Source organism: Phyllobacterium lublinensis (assembly GCF_020164435.1).
GTDB lineage: Bacteria > Pseudomonadota > Alphaproteobacteria > Rhizobiales > Rhizobiaceae > Phyllobacterium > Phyllobacterium lublinensis.
Genome location: NZ_JAIUDQ010000005.1, coordinates 15,560 through 36,674, shown reverse-complemented (window position 1 = coordinate 36,674; position 21,115 = coordinate 15,560). Strand labels below are relative to the sequence as shown.

At 57.6% G+C, this 21,115-nt stretch carries 16 protein-coding genes; 4 read left to right on the top strand and 12 right to left on the bottom strand.

Annotation, left to right across the window (positions count from 1 at the left end; translation table 11 throughout):
* Positions 1-32 precede the first annotated feature (32 nt).
* From K9U38_RS08170 to K9U38_RS08125, 10 genes are all read right to left on the bottom strand, one after another.
* A complete protein-coding gene (locus K9U38_RS08170) occupies positions 33-3,089 on the bottom strand; it encodes a TIM-barrel domain-containing protein (protein ID WP_224493857.1) in 3,057 nt (1,018 codons plus the stop codon).
* Between the two features lie 408 nt (positions 3,090-3,497).
* Positions 3,498-5,156, bottom strand: coding sequence for an ABC transporter ATP-binding protein (locus K9U38_RS08165; protein ID WP_224493856.1), 1,659 nt, complete (start codon positions 5,154-5,156; stop codon positions 3,498-3,500).
* Complete coding sequence (locus K9U38_RS08160) at positions 5,156-5,980, bottom strand: ABC transporter permease (protein ID WP_224493855.1); 825 nt, start codon at positions 5,978-5,980, stop codon at positions 5,156-5,158. Before K9U38_RS08160 ends, K9U38_RS08165 begins: the two co-directional genes overlap by 1 nt.
* 9 nt (positions 5,981-5,989) lie before the next feature.
* Positions 5,990-6,949 (bottom strand): ABC transporter permease, encoded by a 960-nt coding sequence (locus tag K9U38_RS08155; protein WP_224493854.1) that lies wholly within the window; start codon positions 6,947-6,949, stop codon positions 5,990-5,992.
* A gap of 12 nt (positions 6,950-6,961) precedes the next feature.
* Positions 6,962-8,551, bottom strand: a complete 1,590-nt coding sequence (locus K9U38_RS08150; protein ID WP_224493853.1) for an ABC transporter substrate-binding protein — start codon at positions 8,549-8,551, stop codon at positions 6,962-6,964.
* Positions 8,552-8,677: 126 nt separating this feature from the next.
* A complete protein-coding gene (locus tag K9U38_RS08145; RefSeq protein WP_224493852.1) occupies positions 8,678-10,681 on the bottom strand; it encodes a CocE/NonD family hydrolase in 2,004 nt (667 codons plus the stop codon).
* Positions 10,682-10,865: 184 nt separating this feature from the next.
* Positions 10,866-11,705: an ABC transporter permease gene (locus K9U38_RS08140; protein ID WP_224493851.1), complete on the bottom strand. Its 840-nt coding sequence runs from the start codon at positions 11,703-11,705 to the stop codon at positions 10,866-10,868.
* On the bottom strand, positions 11,705-12,439 hold the full coding sequence (locus tag K9U38_RS08135; protein ID WP_370631876.1) for an ABC transporter permease: 735 nt from the start codon (positions 12,437-12,439) through the stop codon (positions 11,705-11,707). Before K9U38_RS08135 ends, K9U38_RS08140 begins: the two co-directional genes overlap by 1 nt.
* A gap of 99 nt (positions 12,440-12,538) precedes the next feature.
* Positions 12,539-13,321: a transporter substrate-binding domain-containing protein gene (locus K9U38_RS08130; RefSeq protein ID WP_224493850.1), complete on the bottom strand. Its 783-nt coding sequence runs from the start codon at positions 13,319-13,321 to the stop codon at positions 12,539-12,541.
* Between the two features lie 59 nt (positions 13,322-13,380).
* Positions 13,381-14,202 (bottom strand): ABC transporter ATP-binding protein, encoded by an 822-nt coding sequence (locus K9U38_RS08125; protein WP_224493849.1) that lies wholly within the window; start codon positions 14,200-14,202, stop codon positions 13,381-13,383.
* A gap of 173 nt (positions 14,203-14,375) precedes the next feature.
* Between K9U38_RS08125 and K9U38_RS08120 the strand changes: the two genes are divergently transcribed.
* Genes K9U38_RS08120 through K9U38_RS08105 form a run of 4 tightly spaced genes read left to right on the top strand, consistent with a single transcriptional unit; the run spans position 14,376 to position 18,671 of the window.
* On the top strand, positions 14,376-15,248 hold the full coding sequence (locus tag K9U38_RS08120; RefSeq protein ID WP_224493848.1) for a dimethylarginine dimethylaminohydrolase family protein: 873 nt from the start codon (positions 14,376-14,378) through the stop codon (positions 15,246-15,248).
* A complete protein-coding gene (locus K9U38_RS08115; protein WP_224493847.1) occupies positions 15,245-15,901 on the top strand; it encodes a TetR family transcriptional regulator C-terminal domain-containing protein in 657 nt (218 codons plus the stop codon). Before K9U38_RS08120 ends, K9U38_RS08115 begins: the two co-directional genes overlap by 4 nt.
* Entirely contained in the window at positions 15,901-17,088 is a 1,188-nt protein-coding gene (locus K9U38_RS08110; protein WP_224494077.1) for a pyridoxal phosphate-dependent aminotransferase, read from the top strand. The genes K9U38_RS08115 and K9U38_RS08110 overlap by 1 nt, the downstream gene beginning before the upstream one ends.
* Entirely contained in the window at positions 17,085-18,671 is a 1,587-nt protein-coding gene (locus K9U38_RS08105; protein WP_224493846.1) for a 5-guanidino-2-oxopentanoate decarboxylase, read from the top strand. The genes K9U38_RS08110 and K9U38_RS08105 overlap by 4 nt, the downstream gene beginning before the upstream one ends.
* Before the next feature lie 31 nt (positions 18,672-18,702).
* Here the strand turns inward: K9U38_RS08105 and K9U38_RS08100 are convergent, their stop codons facing one another.
* Together K9U38_RS08100 and K9U38_RS08095 are read right to left on the bottom strand one after the other, a co-directional pair.
* Positions 18,703-20,127 (bottom strand): aldehyde dehydrogenase family protein, encoded by a 1,425-nt coding sequence (locus K9U38_RS08100; protein ID WP_224493845.1) that lies wholly within the window; start codon positions 20,125-20,127, stop codon positions 18,703-18,705.
* Between the two features lie 43 nt (positions 20,128-20,170).
* Positions 20,171-21,106, bottom strand: a complete 936-nt coding sequence (locus K9U38_RS08095) for a dimethylarginine dimethylaminohydrolase family protein (RefSeq protein WP_224493844.1) — start codon at positions 21,104-21,106, stop codon at positions 20,171-20,173.
* Between the last annotated feature and the right edge of the window lie 9 nt (positions 21,107-21,115).

The window sequence follows — 21,115 nt, the reverse complement described above, 5'->3', positions numbered from 1 at the left end:
CGGCCGACCCGCAGACGATACACTGATCTGGACTACTGGAGACTGAGCACCACAGGTTCGATCATTGCGCTCTCGTCTACTGTCTGGCTGGCGCCCGACCCCGGTACGCTCACGATGACCTTTTGCCACGATGGCTTGTAGCTGCCTTCAACCGCTCCAAACTTTACCGTGACCTGGTCGTCGGACACCGTGCAGCTGAAGCTGCGCCGATAATAGTTACCTTTTGTGTAGGCAAAGCTGTTGCCGTCATCAGTATAGACAGAGCCGCTGCACTGCTCACCGGGGTAAACGTTCAACTGCAACTTATCCGCCTTGGCAACGTCGACCGTGCTTTGCACGCTGTTGATCAGATCATTCGGCAATCGCGGGATGATCGATCCGCCACGAACAAACACTGGAAGCACATCGATGGTCGGGCTACTCACGCGATAGCGCCACGACGAATCGTTCCCCATCGAAGGAACCGGCAAGATTTTACCCGTCCAATAATCGTACCAGTCTCCCGGCGGAAGCATGACATCGTAGGGTTCGGCTATGGCGCCGGCCTCCCATCCGAGCGCATTGGTGTGGGCATCTTCGCCCACCACCGTCGTCAAAATCGTCCGATCTTCTTCAAAGTTTCGCACGGCGAAACTGTCAATGTTGATATTGCCGCTGTCACCCGCATTATAAGCGAGTGCCATCTTGTGATCTCCACCAGTCAAATTCAGTGTGACGTAAGCAGTACGCCATGTATCCCAGTTCTGCGTTCGTGGAAAGGAGATCCGTTGTACGGTTTTCCCATCAACCAATACGCTCATCGTTTTGGCCTCGCTATGCCCGTTGGCGTATCTCACCACCAGGTCATAGGATCCCACGGCATTCGGCACGCCTGTCAGCGTGAACCCGATCTGCGAGCCCTGATCCCTCAGGTTATCGGCAAAATATCCACCAATGGCATTGGCGTGATTGTTTGCCCGCGACGCGCCCTCTACGGTTTCCGCTTCGGTAACTCTTCCAAAAATGGCGTTTGCATATGGAATGCTTTGCTCGAATGGCGACGGTGCAACAAGCAAACTCGGCCCGACCAAGAACTGATTTTCTGCCGCAGTATCGATAGGCGTGAAGCTTCCCGGAGCTTTGGCATCGGGGAACTCCAGGAACATTCGCCGCATCATCGGCGTGCCGGTACGAGAGGTTTCCTCGGCCAGCGTGTATAGATATGGCATGAGCGCATAGCGATTGCGGATGTACTTGTTCCGGTAACCGAGATGTGTTCCGGCACTATCGTATTCCCATGGCTCCTGAGCCGGCCTGTCGTTGGCAGTATGGTCGCGACTGATCGGATAGAATGAACCGATTTCGATCCAGCGTGTCAGCAGCGACGGCGTCAGATTACCGGCCGCGAAGCCGCCGATATCAGCGGCGGCATGGAAGCCCGCCAGTCCCAGACCGTTGATCTGATTGGTGGCGACGCGCAGATGTTCCCAGGACGAAACATTGTCGCCTGTCCAGGTCACCCCATAACGCTGGCCGCCGGCATAGCTGGCCCGCGTCATCACGAAGGGACGCTGGTCCGGCTTCAGTTTCAGCATACCGTCGAACGTCGCGCGATGGTTCTGCATACCGAAAACGTTGTGTACCTCGGCGTGTGTGGCATTTCTCGGTTTGAATCCGTCTCCCTCGATCCTGTGAATATTGTTGTCGGGCATCGTACCAGGTCCAAAAACCGATGGCTCGTTCATGTCGTTCCAGATGCCTGCAACTCCATCTTTGATATAGAAATCATAGAGCAGGTTTCCCCACCACTCGCGTACGGGCTGACGCGTGAAATCAGGAAACACGCTGTCAACATTGACCGGCCAGACCTTGCCCATGTATTCCTCATCATTCCTGTCATGCACGAAATAGTCTTTCGCATGACCATCCGTATAGGGCGTGTAGTTGCCGGATGCATCCGCCGCGATGTGCAGATCGACGATTGGAATGGTCTTGAAGTTCAGATCGGATAGCTTCTTCACGAAGGTGTCGAAGGGCTCGAACGCATCCGAGACGGTGAACGGATAGTTGTTTTTCTGGAACTGTATATCCAGCCATAGCGCGTCGGCCGGGATATTGCGGTCCCGATAACCCTTCGCGATGTTTTCCACCCTTTCCGCGGTGTCATAGGAGCCTTCGCCGCCATAGCGGCTTTGCTGCCAACCCAACGACCACAACGCCGGTAGCGGCGCAGTGCCGGTCAGTTTCGCGTAGTTTGCGAGGACTTCCTTCGGGCTCGAACCGGCAATGACGTAGTAGTCGATTCCACCACCAGCAGCAGTCATGCGGAGTGTGCCGTTCTCGGATTTGCCGAAATCAAAGGTTGACCGCCACGTGTTGTCGAGAAAATAGCCGGTATAGGTTCTACCGGTGTACCGGATGTAAAATGGCAACGTACGGTAAGTCGGGTCCGTCCGGGATCCGAACGCCCACGTGTCGCTGTTCCAGAAAGTATAGGACTTGCCGGATTTATCGATGGAGTCCGGCTTGTCGCCGAGACCGTAGAAATGGCTTCCGAAGGGAATAACCCCGGAGAAGCTGAAGCCGCCGTTACCGTCGAACATGGGCTGTTGCCCATCCCGCCAAAGCGCCTTTCCGCTGCTGTCGGTTACAGACAGTTTGTGATCGCGGCCTGCGGTGACGGTCAGCGCCGCTGTCTTCAGCGACTTGAGCGACTTCGCGTTGCCAACCTGTGCAGTACATGCAAGAGGTTTCCTCGCATTGCCAGGTACGGCCCAGGAAGCGTCCTCCGGCAAGGCCGCCTGGCCGATTCTGATGCGGACGATCTGATTGTCGACGGCACTCACCTGATAGTGCAGGCCGGCTTCGGATACCCAGCCTTCGACCGGCATGCTCGAAACGCATGGAGGCGTTGTTGCCACCAATGTATCCGCATCGGCGGTCCCGCGACCCTCGTCCTCCTTGGTACTTCCGTCCTGCGCTGGAAGCAGCGGTTGAGCCTGGATTACAGGTTGGGATTGAGTTTGCGATTGGTCGGATGTGTCATCACTGCAACCGGTAAGCACGGCGCAACCAAACGCACCCAGTATCAGAACGTTTCTGTTAATCAATTTTTCCTCCGCAATAAATATCTAAAAAATCGCATTCTTCAAAAGATTGCCCACCGAAATCCTCCTCGGGGCAGATGTGAAACAACGTGCCGTATCCAACCAGGAAAAAGGTTTGCTCGGGTGCGCGATAATCTTATGCAGAAATGCTCTATGTTGGAAATGCAACTATTGGTAATGGATAGATCTATGTTTTTACAACTTCAAATACGCGCTATAAAATAAATACCGATCGCATCCTCCCGCTTATAAATATTCATCAATGATATAGGTAATAGGTAAGCTTTAATATCAACGGCGAGTCTTCTGTCACAATCTGACACATATTGCAACCTGGCTTCGGTTCGGCGTATCGCGAACCGAAGACGACAGTCCGCCCGGTCATGCAAAACGCCTTCGCTGATTGTCTCGTTAATTGCCCGCGCTGGCCATCCGCCGGTTCTTCATCGCTCCTTCCAGCCATCCAAGCTCCATTTCCGGAACCGATGACAGCAACAGGTCGGTATATGCATCGAAAGGCGGCGTCAGCACCTGCGATTTCGGGCCATAGCGCACCACCTCGCCGCGATACATCACGGCAATGGCGTCGGCAATCGACTTGACCGTAGCAAGGTCGTGGGTAATGAAGAGATACGCGACATTCTCCTCTTTCTGCAAATCCAGGAGCAGCTTGAGGATGCCGTCCGCAACCAGCGGATCAAGCGCACTGGTTACCTCGTCGCATATGATGAGCTTCGGTTTCGCGGCGAGTGCCCTTGCAATACAGACGCGTTGCTTCTGCCCCCCCGAAAGCTCTGCCGGATAGCGATCGGCAAAGCCCTTGCCCATTTCGATCTTGTGGAGAAGTTCGGCGACCCGCGCATCGCGCTCCTTGCCCTTCATTCCGAAGTAGAACTCGAGCGGCCGGCCAATGATGGTGCCGATGGTCTGACGCGGGTTCATGGCGGTGTCAGCCATCTGATAGATCATCTGCAATTCGCGCAGGTCGTCACGGGTACGGTTGGCAAGGCGTGGTGACAAAACCCGTCCGCTGAAGTTGATCTTGCCCTCTATCGGCGGCAACAGACCGGTGATCGCACGGGCCAGTGTGGATTTGCCGGAACCCGACTCGCCAACCACGGCCAGCGTCTGCCCGAGATGGATATCGACCGACACATTTTTCAGAACCTTGACCAGGCCTCCGCCATAGGCGGCCGTAATATTGTTGACCGACAGGATCGGCGCATCGGTCGGATTGTTTTCCTCATGCGGAATGTGGTGCACCGAAACCAGTTGGTTGGTGTACTGCTGACGCGGTTCCTTGATGATCTGCCGCGTGTCGCCATATTCCACCCGTTTGCCGTGACGCAACACCATGATGTCGTCGGCAACCTGTGCAACAACGGCAAGATCATGGGTAATGTAGAGCGCAGCGACATTAGTGTCGCGAATGGCGTCCTTGATTGAGGCAAGAACGTCGATCTGCGTCGTGACGTCGAGCGCAGTTGTCGGCTCGTCGAACACGATCAGGTCCGGCTCGGAACAAAGGGCCATGGCCGTCATCGCCCGTTGCAATTGGCCGCCCGATACCTGATGGGGAAAACGCTGGCCAAAGATTTCCGGATTTGGAAGGCCAAGCTTCTTGAACAATCCGATTGCGCGCTTCTCTGCTTCTGCCTTGGTGCAAATCTTGTGCAGAAGGGCCGCTTCCGTGACCTGGTCCATGAGCTTGCGAGCCGGGTTGAAAGCGGCTGCCGCCGATTGTGCGACATAGCAGACTTCCCTGCCGCGTATCTGCCGGAGAAGGCGCGGTCCACCCTTGAGCAAATCCCGCCCGTTAAGCACGATTTCGCCGCCCGTGATCCGCACACCACCACGACCATAGCACATGCTGGAAAGGCCAATGGTCGACTTGCCCGCGCCGGATTCGCCGATCAGGCCAAGCACCTTGCCTCGTTCCAGCTTGACCGAAACGCCATCGACAATGACGACATTTCGCGGTGGTTCGCCAGGAGGATAGCTCGTTGCCTCCATGCGCAGATTGCGGATATCGAGCAGGAGACCGGATCTGTCTACGGGACGTTTGGCCATTAGCCGCGCCCTCCCTTCAGGCTGGTGGTACGGTTCAGGATCCAGTCGGCAACCAGATTGACGGAGATGGCCAGAACGGCAATCGCCGCGGCCGGAATGAGCGCCGCTGGTATCCCAAAGACGATGCCTTCCTTGTTTTCTTTGACCATGCCGCCCCAATCCGAGTCCGGAGGCTGAACGCCGAGGCCAAGGAAGGATAGTGCGGAAAGGAACAGCACGGCAAAGATGAACCTCAATCCAAGTTCTGCGATTAGCGGAGTAAGGGCATTGGGAAGAATCTCGCGAAAGATGATCCAGATACGCCCCTCGCCGCGCAGCTTCGCAGCCTCGACGAAATCCATCACGTTGATGTCGACGGCGACCGCCCGCGCCAAGCGGTAAACGCGGGTGGCGTCGAGCAAACCCATGACCAGGATCAGTGTGACCACATTCGACGGAAGCACCGACAAGACCACGAGCGCGAAGATCAGCGTCGGTATTGCCATGATCAGATCCACGAAGCGCGACATGAACTGGTCGAGCCAGCCTCCTATCACAGCGGCCGCAAAGCCCAACACCGAACCCAGGATGAACGACAGGGCCGTGGCCATCGCGGCGATAAAGATGGTGATGCGCGCGCCATAGATCATGCGGGACAGCAGGTCCCGTCCGAGATTGTCCGTCCCGAGCCAATATTTGGCCGACATGGGCTCCCAGACGTCACCAACGGTTTCGCCCACTGGATAAGGTGCCACCCAAGGCGCAAATATCGCGGCGAAAAGAAAGATCGCGGTTATGATCAGTCCGATCCACGCGCTGATTGGGATGTTTTTGACATTAAGCACAGGGCGGCCTCACTTCGGATGTCTGAGGCGGGGATTGGAAACAATCGCCACGATGTCAGCAATGATATTAAGGCTGATATAGACAGCCGCGAAAATGAGCCCGCAGGCCTGGACGACTGGAACGTCGCGCTTGGCCACATGGTCGACGAGGTATTGACCCATGCCGGGATAGACGAAAATCACCTCGACGACGACGACGCCGACGACAAGAAATGCAAGGTTGAGCATGACGACATTGACGATCGGTGCGATCGCATTGGGAAAGGCATGTCGGGTAATGATCTGGAACGGGGAAAGTCCCTTCAGTTCAGCCGTTTCGATATAGGCAGACTGCATCACATTGAGGATCGCAGCGCGAGTCATTCGCATCATGTGGGCAAGGACAACAAGTGTCAGCACCGTGACCGGCAAGGCGATGGCACTCAGTCTTTCGCCGAACGGCATGCCTTCATAAACCGTGGAGACACTTGGAAACCACTGCAACCGCACGGCCACGAAATAAATCAGCAGGTACCCGGTGAAGAACTCCGGCAACGAGGTTGAAGCAAGACCAAGGCCGGAGATCAGTTTGTCAACAACACCATTGCGATAGCGCACGGCCAGCAAGCCGAGCATGATCGCAAGGGGGATCGAGACCACGGCCGCCCCGAAGGCTAGGAACAGCGTATTCCACAACCGTTCCTTCAGCGATGAGGCAATGTCCTGTCCGGTCGACAATGCAGTACCAAGATCCCCGGTAAGAATCCCGCCAAGCCAGCGCAGGTAGCGAACATAGGCGGGATCGTTCAATCCCATGTCCCGCCGCAGGTTTTCAAGTGCCTGCGGCGTAGCGGATTGTCCGAGGATGGATTGCGCGACATCTCCGGGCAGGATTTGCGTACCGACAAAAATCAGCACGGAAACCGCAAGGAGAAGCAGGAGGCCCATCGCAATGCGTTGGGCCACCAGTTTCAGGACAGGTGCACTCATCCGCCCGGCCTATCAGGCGTTCAGCCAGCAGCGCGACAACGCATAGCCACCGCTCATCTCCTGATTGCCGTCCGGCACCCAGCCACCGACCTTGGCGCTGGTGGCATCGATGAAGTCGTTGAACATGGGAACGATCACACCGCCCTCGTCGCGGAGGATAACCGCCATGTCACGGTACATCTGTTTGCGTTTGCCCTCGTCCAGTTCGCCGCGTGCAGTGATCAGCAGCTGGTCGAACTTGTCGTTGAAGAAGCGGGTATCATTCCAATCGGCCTTGGAATAGTAGGCCGTCGAATACATCTGATCCTGCGTGGGTCGTCCGCCCCAGTAGGATGTCGAGAATGGCTGCTTGTTCCAAACCTCAGAGAAATAGCCATCACCCGGCTCGCGCTTCACCTCGATGGTGATGCCAGCCTTCGCGGCGCTCTGCTGGTACAGCTGCGCAGCATCGACCGCACCCGGGAATGCGACGTCCGAGGTACGCAGCAGGACGGGGCCATCATGGCCGGACTTCTTGAAATGGAAGGCAGCCTTGTCCGGATCGTAGGTGCGTTGCTCGATATCGTCCGAGAACAACGGATAGGCCTTGTTGATCGGGATGTCATTGCCGAGCGAGCCGTAGCCGCGCAGGATGGTCTTGACCATCTCCTCGCGGTTCATGGCGTACTTCAGTGCCAGACGCAGGTCATTATTGTCGAACGGCGCTGTGTTGCAGTGAGCGATGAAGACGTAATGTCCCTTGCCGGCCACGTTCTGAATGGTGACACCGGGAACGCGCTTCACGAGATCGACGATTTTCGGCTCGACACGATTGATCATATGCACCTGGCCGGACTGCAGGGCGGCCGTGCGGGCGGTGGCATCATTGATCACGATGATCTCAATCTGATCTGCATGGCCGCGCTTGTCACCATCCCAGTAATTGGCGAACTTCTCACCGATGTGGCGCACACCCGGCTGGTTGGTGACAACCTTGTAGGGGCCCGTGCCGATACCCGCGGTCGGATTGTCCTTACCGCCATTCGGCTGGATCATCAGATGGTAGTCGTCCATCAGGAACGGCAAATCGGCGTTGGCTTCTTTTAATGTGAAAACAACGGTATCGCCGTCCTTCTTCACATTTTCGATACCACCCAGAATGCCCAAGGCACCGGATTTGGAGTTGGCGTCGGAATGGCGCTCGATCGTGGCAACAACGTCATCCGGCGTCATCTCCTTGCCATCGTGGAACTGCACACCCTTGCGGATCTTGAAGGTCCAGACCTTTGCGTCGTCCGATGAACCCCACTCTTCGGCAAGCTTGGGATTGAGTTTCCCGTCAGGCTGGATCTCCACCAGCTGCTCGCCCCACTGGCGGCCGAACTTGTATGGAACCTGGCTCTGCCAGCTGGCCGGATCAAGGCTATCCGTGGAAGCACCACCCGTCATACCGGCCTTCAGCGTACCGCCCTTCACCGGGCCTTCGGCTCGTGCTGCGCTAGACAGCAGAGAATTGGCAAAGACTGTCGTCACGCCGAGCGCGGCGGCGCGACCAAGGAAATCACGACGGGACAGATGTCCACGGGTCACCTGGCGGCTAAGATAATCGAGTTCTTTTGACATTCCATTCCCCTTGTTGATCCTTGGACGTCGCGCGTCCAAATCCGGTTTTTGTAATAGTGCAACTTGATACCCGTGAATTTCAACCCATTGGTTTAGTAAATTATTCCTCCAGTAAAGGCCGTTGAATCATATGCATTGTCGCGCAATGGTTTCCGCGAAGTCGCGATCGAAAACCATGTTGTCGTTTTCATAAGCCTCGATGCGGCCGGTGAGATAGAAGTTGTGCTTGTCGGATCGCATCGTCGTGAATGTCTCCGTCCGGATTCGCCAGTTGTCGCGACCCGACACCTCGGTCCAATGGGTCTCGCCGGTGGCCGATAGAGGATCGTCAGGATGGATTTCCCAACGTTCACGAGCGATGCCGCCATGAATGAGGCCATGATCCTTGTCACGTGCCTCGCCGAAGTCGTCTTCGATCAGCAAGGCAATCCTGCCGCTGACCTGATCATGTTCAACCGACCGCTTGTTAACCCCTGTCCGCAAGGTCTCAAGCTTCCACGGTGATGCTGCCTCCGGTTCCGGAAAGGTCCACTCATCGCCAGTTGCCAGTTTCCGTAAAGGAATGCTGATCTGTCCGGACCGGATGGTCAGGCTGGAATGGTCCGGTGACGGCCAGACCATCGGCCAGTAAGACGATGAAATGGCCACGCGCAGCCTGTGTCCTGACGGAACCCGGTACGCAATATCATCCAGTTTGAAGCTGACGGTCACTGCCTCTCCCGGGACCAGCGGTCGCGGATTGTCGTGGCCATCGCGATGGCAAAGGTTGAATACGCCGTATGTTATGCGTGTCGATGCTCCATCCGGATGAACGTCGCAGAGGCGCACCGCAACCATTGCCACGGGCTTGTCACTGGCGAGCGTAAGGGTGATTTCCGGTGCACCGACAATATCAACCGTATCTGCGACCAGTCCATCATAGCAAAGCGAAAGCGCATCGTCCGGACGCTGGTCGCCCGGCATTTCCGGACCGAGCCAAATCGCGCAATATTCGCCGCCCATCATTCCGCAATGTTGTGGTGACGAGACAAGGTGGGAAAATGCGTCTGACGGGTTGGATGCCAGCGACTTTCCCGCCTGCAGATGCAGCACTGTGTTGGCAATACTTGTCGAAGGCCACGCGTCTTCCGCGATCCAGTAGCCCGGCCGTTCTGTGTACCAGCTTTTCGGGCGAACCGAGTCCATCAGGTATCCCCGATAGGCAGGATCGCGCTCGACGCCCGTATCGATATCCTTGAGCCAGCGATCCCACCAGCGCAGCGCTTCCTGAAGAAACCCGATGCGCGGCTCAGGTACCGCAAAGTGCGGATATTTATGCACCCACGGCCCAATGATACCCTTTACCGGCGCCTGGATGCCTTGCATCAGCCGTGGTACGGCATTCTTGTATGCATCGCCCCACCCGCCGACAGCAAGTGTGGCCGCCTTGATGGCCGAAAAGTCTTCGCACACCGAACCTCGACGCCAATAGGCGTCGCGGGTCTGGTGTTTCAACCAGACGGCTGGCAGAAACGGTTCATTGTCGAGCCGGTCAAACCACATCTTCCGCCACTTTTCGCCAACGATGGCCGGATCAGGGGCGCGCGACGAATAGGCGAGCATCGTTGCTCCCCAGCCGAGGTTCTCATTGAGCAGCAGGCCACCCTTGTAGTGAATGTCGTCGGCATAGCGGTCATCGGTCGAGCAAAGCGTGATGATTGCCTTGAGCGCTTCCGGCTGGAGCGCGGCAACCTGCAACGAATTGAAGCCACCCCACGAAATGCCCATCATACCAACTCTACCGGTCGACCACGGCTGTGCAGCGATCCAGTTGATCACGTCACAGGCATCAGCCAATTCCTGCTCGCAATACTCATCCTCCATCAGGCCCTCAGAATCGCCGTTACCGCGCATGTCGACGCGCAGGCAGGCATAGCCATGGCCAGCAAAATAAGGGTGAGTGAGGTTGTCCCGCGCGGTAGTGCCGTCGCGTTTGCGATAGGGCAGGATTTCAAGAATGGAAGGAACAGGATTTTCTTTCGAGTCTTCGGGCATCCAGACCCGCGCCGAGAGCCGGCAGCCGTCGGGCAGGACAATGCCCATATCCGGATATTCTGTGATCTTATGCTGAAAAGTCTCGACCGTCCGCATTACCACCTTTCGTCCCACGCAAGTGAGCTGAAAATAGGCAAGCCGCCAGGCCGCGCACCCGGCGATACGTATCCCATTTTCTCGTCTTTGCGAGGCGTTCCTTTTGCCCACACTATGCGCATCTGCTCAGAGTCACGCAGCAAACAACTGCGACATAAGTCCAACAATTTGCGCCACACCAAACTTATCCAAGCTTCGATGGGATAAGCCTTTCGATACGCCGGAACAGGGACACGATGATGGCGGTAATAATCAGATACCCCGCCGCGAGCAGCAGCAGCGGCTCATAGGTCAGGAAGGTGTCCTGTCGTACACGCGAGGCCACCGCATAAAGATCGACAACGGTGATTGTCGCGACCAGCGGTGTGGATTTCAGCTGCAGTACGGCTTCGCCAGCAAGCGTAGGCAGGGCGCGGTGGATCGCCTGGGGCAGCCAGATACGGCGGAAGATTGTAAAACGCCGCATGCCGAAAGCTCTGGCCGCTTCCAACTGGCCCTTGGGAACGCTGGCAAAGGCGCCGCGCATGACTTCGCCTTCGTAACCTGCATAGGACAAAGTCAGGGCAAGCACCGCGTAGGGCCACGCCTGCCGCAGATATGGCCAGAGTTCCGATCCCCTGATCCATGGATATTGCGGGAACAACGATCCGAGGCCGTAGTAAAGCAGCCAGAGCTGGACAAGCAGCGGCGTACCGCGAATGACCGTGCAGAAAGCACGAGCCGGAATGGCCAGAATGGCCGGACCTGCCGCCTGCGCAAGCCCGAGCGGCACCGCAAGCAGGAAACCCAGGAAAACGGTCACACACAATATCCAGATCGTCCTCCACAGCCCCTGCAGGATCAGGTCGCCATAATTCGGCAGCCAGTCCCAACGCATGAAAAAAGCGGCGGAGGCGACCAGCCCAAGCCCGATGAGGCCAAGCACGATACGATGCGGCGGCAGCCTGTTGGATCTGCGGCTCGGATCGCTCTCCTTGTGGATTGGAAATGTCTCGATCGGAACTTCGATTTGCGTGTCGCTCATCAGCGCGCCTCCTTGACGGAAGGCATGCCGCGTCGCGCCCGTTTTTCAACAAACTCGAGGATGACGTTGGAGAACAGCGTGATGAACAGGTAAAGTGCACCGGCTGCGAGGTAGAACGTCATATAGGCTTTCGTCGTCCCGGCAGCCTGCCGGGTTTCCAGCGTCAGTTCGCTGAACCCCACAACGGCCAGCAAGGCGGTGTCCTTGGTGGATATGAGCCAGAGATTGGCAAGCCCCGGCAATGCGTGCGGCAGCATTGCGGGAAGCGTGATCCGGCGCATCATGAGGATCGGCGACATGCCGTAGGCCCTTGCCGCTTCGACCTCGCCTTGCGGAATGGCTTTGATTGCGCCACGAAGCACTTCGGTTGCATAAGCACCCTGGACAAAGCCGAGGACGACAATGCCGGCGGCCAGACCGCTGATATCGACGCGCTGATATCCCATGCCTTCCAGCACGCGATTGATCAGGTCCGTTCCTGCGTAATAGAGCAGGATAATCATCACCAGTTCGGGAATTGCCCGTACGAGCGTCGTATAGATTGCCGCCAGATCGCGTGCAATCGGGCCGCCATAGAGTTTCGCGTAGGCGCCGAATGTCCCGATAATCAGGCCCATCCCGAACGCGCCAAAGGCAATCTGCAGTGACCGCACCAGCCCGCGCAGAAGATTGGCACCCCATCCTGGCCCAAAGGGAGATAGAAGATCGAACATGCCGGTGACTGCGGCGGGAATAATCGATGCGTCGGCCAAGCCGTCCTCGATTCAGCGTCAAATTCGGGTTTCAATGACGGGAAGGCCGGGGCAGGCAACCCTGCTCCGGCCTCGGATTAATCAGCCTCCGTAGATATCGAAGGTAAAGTACTTCTTCGAAATCTCGTCATATTTGCCGTTGGCGCGGATCTCTTTGATTGCCGCGTTGAATTTGTCCTTCAATTCCGTATCGCCCTTGCGAAGACCGACACCAACACCCGGTCCAAGAATCTCCAGATCTTCAGCAACCTTGCCCTTTATCTCGCAGCAGGCCTTGCCTTCAGCGGTCGCGGCAAAGGTTTCGAGCGCAAGGCCGTCGGCCTGGGTCGCATCGATGCGTCCTGCGGCCAGATCCTGGTTGGCCTCATCCTGGGTCTGATATTCCTTGATCTCGGCCGCTGTGTCAGCGAAATGCTTCTTCGCGTAGGTCTGGTGCACGGTCGAAACCTGCACGCCAAGGATTTTACCCTTCAGACCTTCGGGTGTCGCATCCATCTTTGCTTCTTTTGAGCCGAGAATAAGCGTCGGGGTGTTGTAGTACTTGTCGGAGAAATCGATCGTCTTCTCGCGTTCCGCAGTGATCGACATCGAGGCTGCAATGATGTCGATCTTCTTCGTCGTCAGCGCCGGAATGATACCGTCCCACGAAACCGGCGTGATAACGCAATCAAGCTTGGCCGCCTCGCACATTGCCATGGTGATGTCGATTTCCCAGCCCTGCCATTTGCCGGATGCATCGGGCGCCGCGAAAGGCGGATAGGGTTCGGCGGCGATGCCAACCTTGATCTGCTCCGCATTGGCCGCGCCCAGACCCGCTACCACAAGCACCGCGGCCGCAACCGTAGCTTTTAGAAAAAACTTCATATTCATCTCCATTGTTTCAACTGTTCCCCAGGGTTAATCCCCGTATTTCTTGATTTCAGTCAAGAAACAGTGCGTATAAACTGTTTCAAACGTTCGGATTTTGGTGATCCGAACAATTCGTCCGGCGTCCCCTCTTCCTCGACGATGCCATTGTGCAGGTACATCACATGGCTCGCGACTTCGCGCGCGAATTTCATCTCATGCGTAACGAGAAGCATGGTACGGCCCTCTTTTGCGAGGTCGCCTATGACCTTGAGGACTTCACCAACCAGCTCCGGATCAAGCGCCGAAGTCGGTTCGTCGAAAAGCATGACCCGCGGCTGAATGGCGAGCGCCCGCGCTATCGCCCCGCGCTGTTGCTGGCCACCCGACATATACGCCGGATAGACATCGCGCTTGGCTGAAAGACCGACGCGCTCGAGCAGTTGTTCGCCAATTGCCATTGCCTCATCGCGCCTCATGCCCAGCACATGTACCGGCACCTCGATGACGTTCTGGATCAGCGTCATGTGCTGCCAGAGATTGAAATTCTGGAAAACCATCCCGAGGCGGCTGCGAATACGCTCGATCTGTCGACGATTCGCGGGATACTGTCCACCGTGACCGTCGCTGATCATCTTGATCTCTTCGCCATTGATGCGAATGACGCCACTGGTCGGATTTTCGAGAAAATTGATGCAGCGCAGGAATGTGGATTTGCCCGATCCGCTGCCACCAATCAGGGCAACGACGTCACCATCCCTGGCGGTCAGGGAAACACCTTTGAGAACTTCGAGTGCCCCGAAGCGCTTGTGAAGATTGCTGACATGGATGGCTTCGGCCTGTTCGGTCACTGCCGGTTGGAGAGGATCCGTCGAAACGGCCACCGCTTCCGTTGCCATCATTCCGGGATTCCACTCCGTGGTTGTCTTGCACGATTTGTCATGACACCCTCTGATCCGCCTCGTTTTCATTACAGGTCTAAATGCCTGAATTAGCCGCATCACACCACTTGCGCTCTAATTATGCAAGCGTATAAATACTCGCAGAAGCAATTTTTTTGAGAGCACGCTGTATGACCGCATTTGGTTCCCAATCCATGGCACTTCCTTTGAGACGAGTCATCATGCGCATGCCCGACCGCGTCATGGCAGGTGCAGAACGCGATGTCTGGCACTATGGACCGCAGTTCGATCCTAGAAGAGCAGCCGAACAGCACCGCGTCTTTGCTGATCTCGTCGCCCGATCGGGCGCTGACATCACATGGATCAGGGATGGCAATGACGGACTGTCGGATTCGATCTTCACGCACGATCCTTCGCTCGTCACCGACAAGGGCGCAGTTCTGCTGCGCATGGGCAAGAGCTTGCGGCTGGACGAGCCGGAATTGCATCATGAAACCTATCGCCAGATGGACGTTCCGGTACTGGGCCGGATCGAGGCCCCCGGGACTGTCGAAGGCGGCGATTGCGTGTGGGTTGACAGGCAAACGCTGGCGGTGGGACGCGGCGTCCGCACCAATCAGTCAGGCATTGAACAGCTCTCTGCGATATTGAAGCCGCTCGGCATCACGGTTCTCGGTTTCGACCTGCCGCTTTGGCATGGCGAAGAAGCCTGTCTGCATCTGATGTCGATTATTTCTCCCCTCGCCGAGGATCTGGCACTGGTGCACCTGCCACTGTTGCCGGCAGCATTCTATCAGTTGCTGAAGGAACGCGGCATCCGGCTTGTCGCTGCTCCTCAAGAAGAGTTTGCTGCCAGCAATGGGCTTAACCTCAATGTCCTGCCAACAGCCCCATACGAAGTCATTGCCGTAGCCGGATTCGAGGGAACAAAAGCCGCAATGGAAGCGGCTGGCTGCACGGTAACGACCTTCGAGGCGGACGCCCTGTGCATTGCTTGCGAAGGTGGGCCAACCTGCCTGACCCGCCCAGTATGGCGTCAATGAAGCTCCAGGGTGCTCCCCGAAAGAGCTTTCGACGCGAAGGCGAAGACAAACGCCGTGAGGATCTCATCGCCGCGACCCTCGAGTGTGTGGCAGAACGTGGTCTGGCCGGCGCCACTGTGCGAGAAATAGCCCTGCGCGCCGACGTGACCGCGGGGTTGATCCGTTATTATTTCCCAACCAAGGACGAATTGATTGGCGCCGCTTACCGCGCCGTGATGGATCGCATGACCGTCCAGGCAAGCGACGCTCTGAAGAATGCCGAAAACGACCCGCGCGCCCGCCTTTCTGCCTTCGTGAAGGCAAATCTCGGTCAACCGATCATGGATCCCTACAATCTGTCGCTCTGGGCCGGATTCATCGCCCTGGTCCATGCCGACCCGGCGATGGCGATGGCCCATCGCGACGGCTACCTGGCCTTTCGCGATGAACTGGAAGCTCTCATCCGCGAAGCACTGCTTGCCGCCGAAAAGCCGGCATTGCCAAACCACACGCGTCGCCACGCCATCGCCATAAATGCCATCATCGATGGTTTGTGGCTGGAGGGCTGTCTGGCGGGAGATATTTTCGCGGACGGAGAGTTGGCCGACACTGGCATTACCGCTATCGAGGCCGTACTTGATATTTCACTCAAAGCTGAAGGAGGCGCGACATGATGCGCTTTGCGTCTGTAACCGATCGCCTGGCCGGACTTGGCTCCGACAAATGGGCCGTGCATATCCGCGCGCGCGAGATGAAACGCGCGGGCCACGACATCATCGAGCTGACCATTGGCGAGCCGGACATACCCACACCGGTTGACATGATCGATGTAGCCGAGAAGGCCATGCGCGCGGGCCGTACCGGCTATTCGAATGGTCGTGGCGAGCCAGCTGTTCTGGCGGCATTGTCCGCCAAATATACTGCCCGGACGGGTCGCCAGATCGATCCGGAAAACATCATGTGTTTCCCGGGCACGCAGACAGCTCTCTCCCTTGTCATGCTCGGCCTTGCCGAAGAAGGTGACGAAATCATCACCGGCGATCCGCTCTATGCCACCTATGACGGGGTTGTTCGGGCCACTGGTGCCACGCGGGTGTCGGTACCGCTTCGGCCGGAAAACGGTTTCCGCATGCAGGCCGCTGATCTCGAAAAAGTCATCACGCCAAGGTCCAGGGTGCTCCTGTTGAACACCCCGCATAATCCAACAGGCGCGGTCCTCAGTGCCCAGGAAGTAGCTGAAATCGGCGAAGTTTGCCGAAAGCACAATCTCTGGATCGTCTCCGACGAGGTCTACGAACTGCTTATTTTCGACGGCAAGTTCACCTCACCGCTCGATCGCGCAGAACTTGCAGATCGCACGATTGCGGTGGCGTCCATTTCCAAGTCACATGCGGCCCCCGGGTTCCGCAGCGGCTGGTGTGTCGGACCGAAGGACTTCACGCGGCGATTGCTCCCCCTGTCCGAATCCATGCTCTTCGGCGTCCAGCCTTTCATCGCCGATATGACCGCCTATGCACTCGGCCAGCCCGCGGAAGCGGCTGCTACCATGCGCGCCAGCTTCCTGCGCCGCGCACAGAAAATATCCCAGCGCCTCGATGGCATTGCCGGGATTATCTGCCAGGTTCCGCAAGCAGGCATGTTCATCCTTGCCGATATTCGCGCCACTGGTCTTTCCGGCAACGATTTTGCCATGCGCCTGCTCGAAGAGGAATTCGTAGCGGTAATGCCGGGCGAATCCTTCGGCGAAAACCTTTCCGGTTACCTTCGCCTGAGCCTGAGTGTCGCCGATGACAAGATCGATGCGGCCTGCGCCGGCATTGTCCGCCTCGCCTCCCGCCTGCAACAACGGAAATCCGCATGACCACTGTTGGTGAAGCCCTCGTCCATTTACTCGAATCCTATGATGTCGACACGGTGTTCGGCATACCGGGCGTCCATACGATTGAGCTCTATCGCGGGCTTGCCGATTCAAGCATCCGGCACATTACGCCGCGCCATGAACAGGGCGCGGGCTTCATGGCCGACGGCTATGCAAGGGCGACCGGAAAGCCCGGCGTTGCTTTCGTCATCACCGGCCCGGGCATTACTAATACCATCACGGCGATGGGACAGGCGCGCGCCGATTCCATTCCCATGCTGGTGATCTCCGGCGTCAATCAGCGAGACTCACTCGGCAAGGGCATGGGGTTCCTGCATGAACTGCCCAATCAGCGCGCCATGATGCAGACGGTCGCAATGTTCTCGCACCGGGTTGAAAAGCCGGACGAGCTGCCGATCGTGCTTGCTCGCGCCTTTGCGCTCTTTGCGTCGCGCCGCCCCGGTCCGGTCCATATCGAGATTCCCATCGATGTCATGGCCATGCCGCTCGATGGCGCAGAACGTGAAGAAGCCGATGCGCCGATTCCGCATGCATCGGCCGAAACCATGAGCGAGCTCGCGCGCCAATGCCTCGCTGCCAAGCGTCCGGCTATCCTGGTCGGCGGCGGCGCCAAATCGGCTGCTGAAGGCTTGAAGACCCTCGCCGAAAAGCTGGATGCACCCGTTGTTTCCACCACCAACGGGCGCGGCATCATGCATGGGCATCCCTTGCTGGTCCCGGCCAGCCCCAGCCTCAAGGCCGTGCGCAAACTCCTTGCCGACAGCGATCTTGTGATTGCCATCGGCACCGAAATGGGCCCGACTGACTATGACATGTATGCCGACGGCGGATTTCCCCAGTTGCAGCGACTGGTTCGCATCGACATAGACGCCGGACAACTCGATCGCTGGCCCGCATTCATGCCGATCGAGGCGTCCGCCAGGGAAACGGTGCAGCAACTTGCAGCCCTCTTGCCTGATCGGCGGAACGAAAGGGGCGGCGAAGCACGGGCGAAGGTTGCGCGTGACGCGGCGTGGGCAGGTGTCGGGCCACGTATTCAAAGCCATGTGCGCTTCCTCAACACTTTGCGCGACACGCTGCCGGACTCCCTGATTGTCGGCGATTCAACACAGACAATCTATGCAGGCAATCTTTATTACGATCACGATCGTGTCGGCTGCTGGTTCAACGCCGCCAGTGGCTTCGGCGCATTGGGCTTCGGTCCGCCTGCTGCGATCGGCGCGGCTCTTGGACAACCAGGGACGACAACTGTCTGCATTGTTGGCGACGGCGGCTTCCAATTCGTACTCGGCGAGCTCGGGGCGGCCGTCGATGAAAACGTTCCGGTTATCTTCATCGTCTGGAACAATCATGGCTATCAGGAAATCGAACGCGCGATGGTGGAAGTCGATATCAATCCCGTTGGTGTCCGCCCTTCCGCTCCCGACTACATCAAGATCGCGGATGCCTACGGTGTTGCTGCCGAGCGCCTTGCCGACATCAACGCACTCCCCTCGGCCTTGTTGAAAGCCAAGGCGAGCAAGAAGCCACATCTGATTGAAATCGATGAGAAACTGGTTGGTTGATGGCCTGACACCATCAACCAACTCCAAAGCGCTAGGGACGATGGATGGTCTTGATCTCGAGGAAATCCTCGAGGCCGAACCTTCCACCCTCGCGTCCATTGCCGGACTGCTTGTAGCCCCCGAACGGACTGCCATACCGATGTGGTCCACCATTGATGTGGACCATCCCCGCCTTCAGCTTTGATGCCACACGCTCTGCTCGCTTGGCGTCTCCCGTCTGGACATAGGCGGCCAGACCATAGGGTGTATCATTGGCAATGGCGATGGCTTCTTCTTCCGTGTCGAAAGGAATGAGCGCCAATACGGGTCCGAACACTTCTTCCTTGGCGATGCGCATGGTGTTGGTCACATCGGCAAAGATGGTTGGCTGCACAAAGTAACCGGTCTCGTAGCCTTCGGGCTTGCCGGCGCCACCCACCAGGACACGCGCACCCTCTGCAATCCCGGCCTCGATCAAGTTCTGGACCCTGCCATACTGAACATGGCTGACCAGCGGCCCAATGTGATCGCCCTCCTCAAGCGGATCGCCCACTCTGGCCTCGCGCCCGGCCGCCTGTGCAATCCTGACCGCCTTGTCATAGACGGATCGCTGCACCAGCATCCTTGTTGGCGCATCGCAGGATTGGCCGCTGTTGTTGAAGCATTCGATCACGCTGCCCGCGACGCGATCTTCGAGATCGGCATCATCGAACACAATGTTGGGCGATTTGCCACCAAGCTCAAGCGTAACCCGTTTTACCGTATCGGCGGCATCCTTGCTGACGGCGATCCCTGCCCGCGTCGAGCCGGTAAATGACATCATGTCGACGTCCCGGTGCCTGGAGAGCGCCGCGCCGACCGTTGCGCCATCGCCGTTGACAAGATTGAACGTCCCGGCCGGGAAACCCGCTTCATCGATCATCTCGGCATAGAGCATGGCGTTGAGCGGCGTAAACTCGCTTGGCTTCAGGACACAGGTGCTGCCGGTTGCCAGCGCCGGAATGACTTTCAGAGCAATCTGGTTGATTGGCCAGTTCCAAGGGGTAATCAGGCCGCACACGCCGATCGGCTCGCGGACTAGCACGTCACCATTCGGCAATTCTTCGCGCATGTGCAGAGTCTTCAACGCATCGATGAAGCCCTGCAGATGCCCCACACCGACATCTGCCTGCTGCTGCGTACTCATTGTGATCGGGGCGCCGAGTTCGAGCGTGATGGTCCGTGCTACCTCGTCGTAGCGGCGCTTGTAGATTGCCAGCAGCTTTTCGAGAAGTCCCAGCCGCTCCTCGACAGAGGTCTGGCTATAGGTCTGGTATGCCTTCTTGGCTGCGGCGACCGCACGGTCAATATCCGCCGGTGTTCCCATTGAAATGACCGCAATCGGCTGCTCCGTGGCCGGATTGATCACTTGCAGATCGTCGGCTTGAAGAGGAGGCACCCACTCGCCATTGATATAGAATTTGCGTTTGTCGAGCATGAAGTTCTCCTCCAGAATCTTGATTAGCCGGCCATTCTGACGATCAATCAGTTGAACGCAAGAGTGCCTGCGCCATGCAATGGATGCCGCCGCCGGTTTTGGAAATCTCGCTCATGTCGACAGCAGCAACTTCAAAACCGGTTGCCCTCAGCTTGTCGATCAGGGTCTTGCTGGATGCCGGCGCGATAATGCGGTCCTTGCCGAGGGACATGAAGTTGCAACCAAGATTCATCGTATCCTGGAAAGGTACGTCGATGATTTCATGGCCCTTGGCCTTCAGCCAGTCGACGATGCCGGGTTCGGTACAGGCAAGGCATACTGCGGTAAGCTTCGGCGCGATCGGCACGACCATCAGGTCGATATGGACGTAATATTCATCGATGAACGCAAGGCGGGTTTCCCACCCCTCCTTGCGGAACCAGTCCTCCACCTGGCGGGCGCCCTCCTCCTGCGTGCGGGCGCCGCCGCAGCCGATCAGCACGCATCCTTCTTCGATGACGTTGAAATCACCGCCCTCGAACGTACCGGCCGTAACCATGTCATAGATCGGTATGCCCAACCTCTCATAGGTGCGGATGGCTGCATAGTTTTCACCGCGGCGCCACCAGTTGGCCATGGCAGTGATGATCGCACCGTAGGGCGTCATGACACTGGAATCGCGTGAGTAAACCTGCATCGGCAATTCCGGTTCGGGTTCATGCCAATGGATCTTGACGCCGAAATGCTCGTACGCTGCGACAAGTTCCTTGTGTTGCGCCTGCGCGGCCTGAATGTTGCATGGCGCCTCACGCAAATGCTTGCGCGACAGGGAACTCGTGGCCATGTGGCGCAGGAAGGCCGGAGACCCCAGAAGGACATCGGTCAGGGGATCGGTTTCATTGCGAAAGCCCCAGCCCTTGAGCGGCTTGGTGCCGCCATTGCTGCTGCGCCGCTTCAAAGTGAATGTATCGGCTGCAAAGTCCTGTTCGTGACGTGTCATTGGAACGAT

Coding starts and splice junctions, on each gene's coding strand:
- K9U38_RS08165 (WP_224493856.1), bottom strand. CDS start 5,156: ATGGCCAAACGTCCCGTAGACAGATCCGGTCTCCTGCTCGATATCCGC.
- K9U38_RS08155 (WP_224493854.1), bottom strand. CDS start 6,949: ATGAGTGCACCTGTCCTGAAACTGGTGGCCCAACGCATTGCGATGGGC.
- K9U38_RS08150 (WP_224493853.1), bottom strand. CDS start 8,551: ATGTCAAAAGAACTCGATTATCTTAGCCGCCAGGTGACCCGTGGACAT.
- K9U38_RS08145 (WP_224493852.1), bottom strand. CDS start 10,681: ATGCGGACGGTCGAGACTTTTCAGCATAAGATCACAGAATATCCGGAT.
- K9U38_RS08140 (WP_224493851.1), bottom strand. CDS start 11,705: ATGAGCGACACGCAAATCGAAGTTCCGATCGAGACATTTCCAATCCAC.
- K9U38_RS08130 (WP_224493850.1), bottom strand. CDS start 13,321: ATGAAGTTTTTTCTAAAAGCTACGGTTGCGGCCGCGGTGCTTGTGGTA.
- K9U38_RS08125 (WP_224493849.1), bottom strand. CDS start 14,202: ATGGCAACGGAAGCGGTGGCCGTTTCGACGGATCCTCTCCAACCGGCA.
- K9U38_RS08120 (WP_224493848.1), top strand. CDS start 14,376: ATGACCGCATTTGGTTCCCAATCCATGGCACTTCCTTTGAGACGAGTC.
- K9U38_RS08115 (WP_224493847.1), top strand. CDS start 15,245: ATGAAGCTCCAGGGTGCTCCCCGAAAGAGCTTTCGACGCGAAGGCGAA.
- K9U38_RS08110 (WP_224494077.1), top strand. CDS start 15,901: ATGCGCTTTGCGTCTGTAACCGATCGCCTGGCCGGACTTGGCTCCGAC.
- K9U38_RS08105 (WP_224493846.1), top strand. CDS start 17,085: ATGACCACTGTTGGTGAAGCCCTCGTCCATTTACTCGAATCCTATGAT.
- K9U38_RS08100 (WP_224493845.1), bottom strand. CDS start 20,127: ATGCTCGACAAACGCAAATTCTATATCAATGGCGAGTGGGTGCCTCCT.
- K9U38_RS08095 (WP_224493844.1), bottom strand. CDS start 21,106: ATGACACGTCACGAACAGGACTTTGCAGCCGATACATTCACTTTGAAG.